At 52.4% G+C, this 572-nt stretch carries 1 pseudogene; it reads left to right on the top strand.

The window, feature by feature from the left end:
- Window positions 1-572 (top strand): annotated as a pseudogene (locus O4H47_RS17830) (hypothetical protein); the annotation flags it as partial.

Raw genomic sequence — 572 nt, 5'->3', positions numbered from 1 at the left:
AGCACCAAACACGGTGAAACACTTTTAGCTGCAACTGTTGCGGTCGATGCAAAAGATGCGGCTGAAACGGCGGCTGAAAATGCAGCAACCTTTGACCCTGATAGCTATTATCCAAAAGGAGAGACTTATAATCAAACTGAGTTGGATGATGCGCTCGAAGCGAAAGTAGATAGCTCAGATTTGGTCCCATATTTTCAAAATATGGAAGTGTTCACGAGCTCGGGCACATTTACCCCTCCGGCTGGCGTGGATCGTGTTTATGCGCTGATTGTGAATGGCGGTCGAGGTGGCAACAATGGAACAGCCTACATTTTTGGCCGAGCTGGGACAGGTGGCAGTTCTGTGGCGGGCTTTGTGGATGTCTCTAGTCCAGTGACAGTGACGATTGGTGCCGGTGGGGGCGCGCAAACAAATGGTGGAATATCGGAGTTTGATGGAAAATCAACGTCTTTGCCGCCTAGCAATGCGCTCACGTTGAGCGGTCAAAACGGTGGCGGTTACAATGCGGACGGCTATCCTGGGGGGGCATCGGGACACGGCACAGGCCAGTACGGTCGTGGCGGTATTGGTGG

Origin of the sequence: Maritalea porphyrae (genome assembly GCF_027213965.1) — a bacterium.
GTDB lineage: Bacteria > Pseudomonadota > Alphaproteobacteria > Rhizobiales > Devosiaceae > Maritalea > Maritalea porphyrae_A.
The sequence above is the reverse complement of the archived record's forward strand: the minus strand, read 5'-3'. Positions and strand labels throughout refer to the sequence as shown.